This window comes from Natrinema soli (assembly GCF_028618695.1).
On sequence record NZ_JAQIVI010000533.1, the window covers coordinates 1 to 9,536 of the forward strand.

The following is a 9,536-nucleotide window of genomic DNA, read 5'->3' on the forward strand; positions in this document are numbered from 1 at the left end:
CGTCCCCGAGAACAGCGCGCTGGCCGTGACCGGCACGCGCAACATCGTCCAGATCGAGACCCGTAATGCGGGATCGCTCCACTCGAGCGGCCGCGGTGCCGGCGGCCCCGAGACGGCCACGGCGGTCCTCTCGGACGTCGGTCGGCTGCCGCCGCTGTAACCGCAGTCCGTTCTCTGCGCTGTTCTGTCATCTCTCGATAGTCGGCCCGGTTCTCGTCCGGAGATTCCGACGCGGAGACCCGAGCGCGGCTGCCGGGAATAACTGCAAACGGATCCATCTCGGCAGGGCACCGGAATCGCGCGCCGGGAGTTCGGCGCTCGCTCGAGCGGGAATCGCCGCTCTCGAGACCCGTTTTCCACCCCGGTCTCCGTCGCCGAACGGTCCGCGGCGTGTGACTGGTAGCCAAACCGCAGGACGGCGGTGGGATCGACTGAATACGCTTTCGAAATGGTTTTAACCGCAACGAGCCAAAGAGACCGATATAAGCGCCTCTGCGCGTGAGCTACAACAATGAGCGACCAACACCAGAACCTGGCCATCATCGGTCACGTTGACCACGGGAAGAGTACGCTCGTGGGACGACTCCTCTACGAGACGGGGAGCGTACCCGAGCACGTCATCGAACAGCACCGCGAAGAAGCCGAAGAGAAGGGCAAGGGCGGCTTCGAGTTCGCCTACGTCATGGACAACCTCGCCGAAGAGCGAGAGCGCGGTGTCACCATCGACATCGCCCACCAGGAGTTCTCGACCGACGAGTACGACTTCACCATCGTCGACTGTCCCGGCCACCGCGACTTCGTGAAGAACATGATCACGGGCGCATCCCAGGCGGACAACGCCGTCCTCGTCGTCGCCGCTGACGATGGTGTCGCGCCCCAGACCCAGGAACACGTGTTCCTGGCTCGAACCCTCGGGATCGACGAGCTCATCGTCGGCATCAACAAGATGGACATCGTCGACTACGAGGAGTCGACGTACGACGACGTCGTCGAGGAAGTCGAGCAGCTGCTCAAGCAGGTCCAGTTCAACACCGACGACGCCTCGTTCATCCCGATCTCGGCGTTCGAAGGCGACAACATCGCCGAGGAGTCCGACAACACGCCGTGGTACGACGGCGAGATCCTGCTCGAGGCCCTCAACAGCCTGCCGGAGCCGGAGCCGCCGACGGACGCGCCGCTCCGACTCCCGATTCAGGACGTCTACACCATCTCCGGCATCGGTACCGTCCCAGTCGGGCGTATCGAGACCGGTATCATGAACACCGGCGACAACGTCTCCTTCCAGCCCAGCGACGTGGGCGGCGAAGTGAAGACGATCGAGATGCACCACGAAGAGGTGCCCACGGCAGAACCCGGTGACAACGTCGGATTCAACGTCCGCGGCATCGGTAAGGACGACATCCGCCGCGGTGACGTCTGTGGCCCGGCCGACGACCCGCCGAGCGTCGCCGAGACGTTCCAGGCGCAGATCGTCGTCATGCAGCACCCAAGCGTGATCACGGCCGGCTACACCCCGGTCTTCCACGCCCACACGGCACAGGTCGCCTGTACGATCGAGTCCATCGACAAGAAAATGGACCCCGCGAGCGGCGAGGTCGCCGAGGAGAACCCCGACTTCATCCAGTCGGGTGACGCTGCCGTGGTCACCATCCGACCGCAAAAACCCCTCAGCATCGAGCCGTCCAGCGAGATCCCCGAACTCGGGAGCTTCGCCATCCGCGACATGGGTCAGACCATCGCCGCCGGAAAGGTCCTCGACGTTCACGAGAAAGAATAAATGCAGCAAGCACGCGTTCGACTCGCGGGCACGAGTCCAGACGACTTAGACGACATCTGCGACGACGTCCGCGAGATCGCGAACAACACCGGCGTCAACCTGAGCGGTCCGATCCCGCTGCCGACGAAGACCCTCGAGGTGCCGACCCGGAAGTCGCCCGACGGCGAGGGCACTGCGACGTGGGAGCACTGGGAGATGCGCGTCCACAAGCGCCTGATCGATCTGGACGCCGACGAACGTGCACTCCGCCAGCTCATGCGCATTCAGGTGCCGAACGACGTCTCGATCGAGATCGTCCTCGAAGACTGAGGTCGGTTTCGGTTCCGACTTACAGACGAGTTATATACCGTTTTGGTCGCCTTCGAGTAGTCCTCCAGCGATAGCTTCGCGGCCCGAAGCGGCGAGTCTCCTCGGGACTCACGCGCTATTTGCGCCCCTCGTCGTCTCGGAAAGCGGCGGGACTTTTGTCGGTCGCCGTGGCAGTCACTCGTATGGCGCGGCGCTCGCGGTCACGATCACAGTCGAACACCTACCTGCAGCCCGATTCCGACGGGAGTGACGGCACGCAGACGGGACCGGGGAGTCCGATCCTCGAGGTGCTCGTCGTGTTCGCCGTCGTTTTCGTCGTCCAGGGACTCACTGCGTTCGCGGGCGTGATGGGTGCGTTTTTCGTCCTCGCGCCGCCGCTGACGACGAATCCGTGGACGATCATCACGAGCGTCTACGCACACAGCGGGGTCGGCCATCTGCTCTCGAACACCCTCGCACTGGTCGTCTTCGGCTGGCCGGTCGCCCGAGCGACGACGCGGGCTCGCTTTCACGTCTTCTTTGCGATAACGGGCGCGATCGCGGGCGTGACCCAGATCGTTCTCACGGGACTGCTCGTGGCGGTCCCCTTCGTTCCCATCGCGCCGACGGCGGGCGTCCTCGGTGCCAGCGGGGCCGTCTTCGCCCTGCTGGGCTATCTCGTCGCGTCGAATCGGCTCTCGAGCGGGCTGGCCTCGTTCGTCGACGTCCCGCAGTGGCTGTCGATTCTCGTCGTCGTCGGCCTCGTGATCGCGGTCACCCTCGCCACCGCCTCGCCCGGCGTGGCGCTGATCGCTCACTTCGCGGGGTTCCTGGTCGGGGTGGTCACCGGACGCGCTCGGGTGCTCGCCGTTTGATCGCACGGTCGGTCGGCCTCCTCGTGGGCCGACGTACTCGAGCACGAGCCGTTTGGCAGTAGCCACATCACACGTGTACGACTGCTGTCCGCCGATTTGCGACCATCCTCGAGTGCCGTGAGACGACGGCTGGAACCGAGTGGATACTCCGTCGCAGTAAGCCAGGGACTCACGACACTGATAGCCGAAGCACCACCGTGGTGCCGTGTCCCGTTCCGTCCCCGAAACACAAGCCTCAAATAGAAACCGAGGGTATGAACGTGCGAGGGCTCGTAGATCAGTGGTAGATCGCTTCCTTCGCAAGGAAGAGGCCTCGGGTTCAAATCCCGACGAGTCCACTACTTTGCACCGTGAGCAATTCGCGAGCGGCGCAAACTGTCATCGAAGCGGGGATTTGAAGCCGATTCACATCTCCGCCGTCCACCGATCACAGCGAAGGAAATCGGTGGTGGTCGGCGTGACGGTCGCACCGTGGCCGTCGGTCGGCAACTCGACCTGTGACCACTGCGAAGCCCATATCACCGACCGGTTCCGCCGCGTCTTCGGTGACGATGACGATCGCGCCCACCGTTGTGGCGACTGCGACACGTACGCTCGATCGAGCCGCGGCTCTGCAACTGGCGTCGATGTGAGGGCTTCGGACCCAGAGACATCGCCCGGTCGCCACGGAGGTGAGGTCGATGTGTAGCGGGTTCGTTCCGGCAAATCGGCTGTACGATGTCGAGAGTCGGACGCCCATAGCCCATCAAGCGACTGACGCGGACGTTCGGCGGGCGCTCGAGAATCGAGAGATTCGCGCCGACAGCGGACACTCCTCGAGCGGTACTGACCGCTCTATTCGGTCGTGTTGTATGGTTCTGGAGAAGGGGCCAACCGCGGGCAACGCGTCGGCTTCACCCAGAACCAGTACCCTCTCTGTTCATCATGGCAATAAGAACCAATGGAAATATTCGCAAGCGATTAATCAGCTAGTAGATCTTGCTTCATTTAGTCGATCACTACAGCCGGGGGGTGACCGATGAGCGAACCCGACGACGTGCTGGGTCAGACGACCCGTAACGACCTCGAGCAGAAGATAGACGGCGAGATCCCGGTGGGTCACCTGCCGTTCTGGCAAGTCGCCGGGACACCGCGCCGGACCGAGCCCGGCCGTGCGATCCCGTTCAGCGATGGGCAACGGGTGATCGCCACGCTCGAGGGGGGACGAATCTGGTTCAGCCCGCTCGAGGAAGTCGACGACGAACTCCCAGACGACGCGCCGAGTCGTGGGTTCACCTCCGTCGATCCCGCGGAGGGACCGGCGTCGCGTTGCGAGTCTGGCGCCGCCAACTCACCTCTCAGATGGCCAATTTTGCATGATGGAGAGATGATCAGATAATATGAACGGTTCAACGCTGCAACGACGGGAGGTCCTCCTCGCGGTGTCGGGCGCGTACGTTACGTTCGCCGGGTGTACCACTAGCGAGGCCACGATATCCGGATACGGAACGACGTACGGACGGGGATACGGGGGCGAATAAGCATGGCCGATGACACACCGCGGCTCGGCCTGGGAACGTTCGACGAGGGCGAAGAGTGGGACCACACCGACGCGGTCGAGGCGGTCGACGAGCACGCGATCGTCCACGGACCGATCGCCGAGCGTCCGTCGACCGGCGAGTACGACGACGAACTGTTTCACGCGACCGATCAGGGGATCACCTGGCGCTGGGACGACTCGAGCGAGGACTGGCGCTATTTCGGCGGGCGGGGGAGCGCCGAGCAACCGGTTCCGGGGACGAGCCACTTCGAAGCGGCACACGCGGTCCACGCGCGGACCGCGGAGACCCCCGTGTGGAACGTCGAGGCCCACGGGATCGAGGGCGACGGAGAAACTGAGGTCGGAGGAGCCGTCCACGACCTCCTGAAGACGGTTGACAAGTCCGGTGGCGGGATCGTCTACTTCCCGCCGGGTCGATACCTGCTCGAGCGGACGCCGCTGGTGGGCGACGATACGATCGTCAGGGGTGCGGGTCGCTCGACCGTCCTCGAGGGGACGCGGCCCGCTGGTGAGGAAGGCAAGGCGCTCCTCTCCAACAGGGGCTTCGACGCGACCGAATACGACGGCGCGTCGAACTGGGGGGTGTGCAACGTCCGAATAGACACGCCGAAGACGACCGGGATCATGCCCGCACACGCGGCGAACGTCCGATTGGAGAACATCTACGGCGACCACACCTACAATCATCATATCGACGTCGTCTCGTCGAAAAACGTCGTCGTGGACGGCTACTGGGCGACTCGAGGCGGCGAGAGCGGGTCGGATGCGCCGGTGCAGTTCGACGCACAGTATTCTGGGGCGTCCTGGAACGGCGTGTGGGACGGGAGCGAGTATACGCTCGCCAGGAACGACGACACCCCGACCCGGAACTGCACCCTTAAAAACTTCGAGATCGATCCGGTGAACGGCCCGGAGCACGGCGTTCACCTCCACCACGGCAGCAACGAGTCGATCACGATCACGGACGGCTATATCACCGGCTGCGAGCATACGGCGATCAGGGCCGACCCCGGCGAGGCGGTCGCGGATCTGACGATCGACGGCGTCTCGTGTATCGACAACGCGAAGGGGATCACGCTGGGGCACGTCGAGAGCGGGCGACGAGAGCTGACGATCAGTAATACCACGATCAGAACCGACGACGGCGATCTGGCTGCCGGATCGGGGCTGTACGCCGCCGGATTCGACAGCGCTGCGATCTCGAACGTCGTCGTCGACGGCCCGTTCACGAACGCGATCATCTTCGACGACATGGACGACCTGAAGATGAGTGGGATAACGGCGACGGGGGCGAACGACCAGGCGTTCCGTTTCCGTGAGAACGTCGACGTGACGCTGACGACGGCTCGAGCAGCGGATTGCGGTACCGTCGGCGTCTACTCGGGGCCCGGTAGTAGTGTCGCCTACGGCGGCGTCACGTTCGACGATGTCGGGACGCAGGTGGACATCGATAACGACGGCGAGACTCGGGAGTGGGTCACGTCGGAATCGTCGTAATCTATTCGGTAGAGACGGGTTCTCGAGCGTCGTTCGCACCTGCCGGAAGTCAGTGCACACCGTATTGCACGACGGCTGTGCGATCGATCTGCAGCCAACTGAATGGACCAGTGGGTTACTGACGGGACTGTGGAAGACGAAGCGTCCTACTATCGTGGCAACACGAAATCGCCACGCCCTCCCCAGCCGATTCGCTCACACCTTTCGGCGTTCGCTCATCCACTGGAAGACGCTCGCGTCTTCCAAGCCGTCACTCGCTCCGCTCGCGACGACCTCGCGCAGAATCGGTTCGCGGCTCACCGTCGGTTCACCGCGACCCAGCGCGCGCCACCGCACGCCGGATGGTCGGTCTGGAGGAAGACGTGGTTCCCTTTTACGGAGCAAGGAAGCGGCATTGTCACTCGAGTTCTCCCCGTTCCTCGAGATCGAGCCGTGCAAGGCGATTCAGGCGGCGACCGGCATCGAATCGGGGCGGCCCGAACGTCGGCGCTCGAGCGGGCGGGTATCGAGTGCCTACCGGACGACGACGTGGCTGTGTGATTAATTTGGAGTCGTTACTCTCATCAATCAGTGAGTAATGGGCGGACTACCAAAGAGGAAACCCGTATTGGGTTTGGGCAATGGCACAACAGACCGGCGGCAGCGGTCGCTCGAGTCTCCATCGAATCGGATCGCTGTTCGCGAATCGGGACGAGCGATCCGCGGGAACAGCGGAGTCGAGTCTCGAGGTGGACGTTGTCGACTCGGTGCGGGACGTGGGGAAATCGCAGTGGAACGGAATCGTCGAGCGCTCGAATCGTGGGAGCGTCTTCCATCGCTACGAGTGGCTCGAGGCGATCGAGACGGGGTTAGGGTACACGCCGCGACATCTGGTGGTCACCAAGGACGGGAACACGATCGGCGGCATGCCGAACTTCGTCGTCGAGATCGAGAAGACGCCGTTCGATCGGTTGTCGTCGCTCTATCCGGGCTTCGGCGGGCCGTTACTGCCGACGGATACGGAAGAGTCTCTCGAGCGCGTGATCGAAACGATCCCGCGGCTCTGTCGCGGACGGACGATCGTCCACCAGATTCGGGGGCTCGATATGAGCTATCTGCGGTACAACGACGCCCTGCAGACACACGGCTACCGGCCCTACCGGCGGGAGTGTCGATTTCTGCTCGATCTCACCGGGAGCTACGACGAGATCCTCGAGGGGATGAGCCGGACGCGGCGGCGGGGGATCGAACACGGGCAGGACATCGACTACGAGGTCGTCGAGGAGGAGCTCACGCGGGAGAATCTGCAGCGGTTTCACCGGACCTACGAAGGCGTCATGGACCGCGTCGGCGGAGCGGTGTATCCGTTCTCGTTTTTCGACGAACTGCAGGCGATGGACGATCGCCTCCTCTTGCTGACGATCCGGATCGACGGCGAGTACGCCGGCGGGATGCTCGAGTTGCTCGACGACGAGCACGAGACGGTCCACGGGTTTTTCGCCGCCGTTCCTCGAGAGTATTTCGACGATCACGCGTCGGAACTACTCTACGATCACGTCTTCCAGTGGGGGATCAAGCACGGCTACGAGACGTACGACTTCGGGAGTACGAACACGAACTGCGAGGACGGCGTCTATCGGTTCAAGGAGGGCTTCGGCGGCAGCCCCGTCCCGGTTCTCGTCTGGGAGCGGGGCTGTAGTCCCCTCTGGCCGCTGGTGAAGGCGGGCCGGTCGCTGTACTGGCCGTATTACACGTAAGCGTCGTGGCGGCGGCCCGGGGTCGTCCGTCGTCGCACGGCGAATTCGGACTCGTCGCTGCTCGTCGAGACCGGACCGCTCGGTCGAGAGCCGCGGCGATCGGCTTCTCGTCTATTCTCGCTTCTCGAGTCCGATGTCGGAAGCGGCCATGAACCCCATCTCGTTACCAGCGTTTTCATCGAATCCCATTTTGCAAAACAGAGCTCCGATATTCAATTAATCAATGAACGGTCGTAACCGTTTTCTATGAGAGTCTTGTAATCGGAAATCATGCGATACGTGACATACGTTATCACACCGCTGCGGGGATATTTCGATCGGGGCGCGGAGCGTCTCCGCGAGCTGGGGGTCACGTTCGAATTCATCCGAAACATCGATCAGCTCGATGATGGAACGATCATCACGCAAAAAATGGTCCGAGGAGACAGGGCGGCCGTCGAACGCACGCTAGCGGAGACCGGGCCGGCGGTCGTCGACTATCAGCTCACCGACGCCGGCGAAACGACGATCCTGCAGTTGCACTATCGACCCAGCGACCTCACGCTGGAGTTGCTCGCGATCCACAACCGACACGCCGTGTTGCTGGACTACCCGCTCGAGTACGCGGGCCCGGAGAATCGGTGCCTTCGCGTCTCGGAGATCGGTCGCGAGGAAGCGCTGCGTCGTGTCATCGAGGATACCCGGTCGCTCGTCGACGTCGAAATCGAGCGCCTCGGAACGTACGATCCGTCCGACGAGCGACCGTTTACCGAGCTGACGGACCGACAGCGGGAAGTGTTGCGCGTCGCGGTCGAGGAGGGGTACTACGAGGAGCCGCGACAGGTGACCTACGAGGACATCGCCGTCCGACTCGACTGTTCTGCGGGAACCGTTGGACAGCACCTCCGCCGGATCGAAGCCCGGCTCATGTCGACGCTCATCGGGGATACCACCGGTATGGAGACGGAACCGGAACCCGATCCGACGCCGACCGGTCCGACCCGATGACCGCTCGTGCCGTCGCTTCGCACGACGTGCACGCGCGCTCGATCACTGTCTCTGACGATCACTGTCTCTGCATGGGTGACGAATCCGTTGTCGCATCCCTCGCAATCGGGACCGAGAGGCGAACCGTCGGTCCGCCCTGGAGGGGAAAAGGAGCGTTCGCCACCAGTCGTGTTGACGATCCAGTTGACGCGCGGACGATTCGGCGTCACTCGTGGCGACTGACGCGTACCCGACAGTATATCCGATTCACTCCGTTAGCTTCGGTATGGTGACGGTCTCCGTCGCACTTCGAGATCGACTGCTCGTCTGTACGAGCGACGGAATCGAGTCCGACCAGTGGGTCACGACGACGCGACTCGAGGGGTTCCGCCTCGAGTGCGTCGCGGCAGCCCCCGACGCGCCGGCTCGCTCGGTCGTCGGTACGTTCGACGACGGCCTGTTCCGAAGCACTGACGGCGGCGAGACGTTCGACCGGCTCGAGACCGGGTTCGCGGCCGAGGGGCGGGCGGCCACGCGCGGGACCGACGAGGAGACGGTCGAGAGCGATCCCGTGATGTCGGTGACGGTCAGTCCGCACGACCCACGGGTCGTTTACGCCGGTACCGAACCGAGCCGGGTCTACAGGTCGCGCGACGGCGGTGATTCCTGGACGCGACTCGAGGGACTGGTCGACCTCCCCTCGGCCGACGAGTGGTACTTCCCGCCGCGGCCGGATACCCACCACGTGCGCTGGCTCGAGGTCGATCCGTTCGATCCCGACCGGCTCTACGTGGGGATCGAGGCCGGCGCGTTCGTCTACACCCCCGACGGCGGCGACACGTGGCACGAACGGCCCG

Annotated in this window: 11 protein-coding genes, 1 tRNA gene and 1 pseudogene; all 13 read left to right on the forward strand. The window is 63.7% G+C overall.

The genetic code is table 11. From position 1 onward, the window contains the following. A pseudogene (locus PGX04_RS25890) lies at window positions 1-160 on the forward strand (homoserine dehydrogenase); the annotation flags it as partial. A 351-nt stretch (window positions 161-511) separates the two neighbouring features. Continuing rightward, complete coding sequence (gene tuf, locus PGX04_RS25895) at window positions 512-1,777, forward strand: translation elongation factor EF-1 subunit alpha (RefSeq protein ID WP_273741126.1); 1,266 nt, start codon at window positions 512-514, stop codon at window positions 1,775-1,777. Further along, complete coding sequence (gene rpsJ / locus PGX04_RS25900; RefSeq protein WP_004215311.1) at window positions 1,778-2,086, forward strand: 30S ribosomal protein S10; 309 nt, start codon at window positions 1,778-1,780, stop codon at window positions 2,084-2,086. A 182-nt stretch (window positions 2,087-2,268) separates the two neighbouring features. Next, window positions 2,269-2,940, forward strand: coding sequence for a rhomboid family intramembrane serine protease (locus PGX04_RS25905; protein ID WP_273741127.1), 672 nt, complete (start codon window positions 2,269-2,271; stop codon window positions 2,938-2,940). Between the two features lie 266 nt (window positions 2,941-3,206). Continuing rightward, window positions 3,207-3,278 (forward strand) — tRNA-Ala (locus PGX04_RS25910). Window positions 3,279-3,388: 110 nt separating this feature from the next. Further along, a complete protein-coding gene (locus PGX04_RS25915) occupies window positions 3,389-3,628 on the forward strand; it encodes a DUF7563 family protein (RefSeq protein WP_273741128.1) in 240 nt (79 codons plus the stop codon). A gap of 330 nt (window positions 3,629-3,958) precedes the next feature. Then, window positions 3,959-4,318, forward strand: coding sequence for a hypothetical protein (locus PGX04_RS25920; RefSeq protein WP_273741129.1), 360 nt, complete (start codon window positions 3,959-3,961; stop codon window positions 4,316-4,318). Between the two features lies 1 nt (window position 4,319). Next, complete coding sequence (locus PGX04_RS25925; protein WP_273741130.1) at window positions 4,320-4,460, forward strand: hypothetical protein; 141 nt, start codon at window positions 4,320-4,322, stop codon at window positions 4,458-4,460. Window positions 4,461-4,462: 2 nt separating this feature from the next. Beyond that, window positions 4,463-5,977, forward strand: coding sequence for a glycosyl hydrolase family 28-related protein (locus PGX04_RS25930; RefSeq protein WP_273741131.1), 1,515 nt, complete (start codon window positions 4,463-4,465; stop codon window positions 5,975-5,977). Between the two features lie 394 nt (window positions 5,978-6,371). Next, complete coding sequence (locus PGX04_RS25935; RefSeq protein WP_273741132.1) at window positions 6,372-6,521, forward strand: hypothetical protein; 150 nt, start codon at window positions 6,372-6,374, stop codon at window positions 6,519-6,521. 76 nt (window positions 6,522-6,597) lie between these two features. Next, window positions 6,598-7,713 carry a lipid II:glycine glycyltransferase FemX gene (locus PGX04_RS25940; RefSeq protein WP_273741133.1) on the forward strand — a complete coding sequence of 372 codons (1,116 nt, stop codon included), beginning with the start codon at window positions 6,598-6,600 and terminating at the stop codon, window positions 7,711-7,713. 270 nt (window positions 7,714-7,983) lie between these two features. Then, window positions 7,984-8,700 carry a helix-turn-helix domain-containing protein gene (locus PGX04_RS25945; RefSeq protein ID WP_273741134.1) on the forward strand — a complete coding sequence of 239 codons (717 nt, stop codon included), beginning with the start codon at window positions 7,984-7,986 and terminating at the stop codon, window positions 8,698-8,700. Window positions 8,701-8,965: 265 nt separating this feature from the next. Continuing rightward, on the forward strand, window positions 8,966-9,536 hold a 571-nt coding region (locus PGX04_RS25950), incomplete at its 3' end, for a WD40/YVTN/BNR-like repeat-containing protein (protein WP_377043466.1).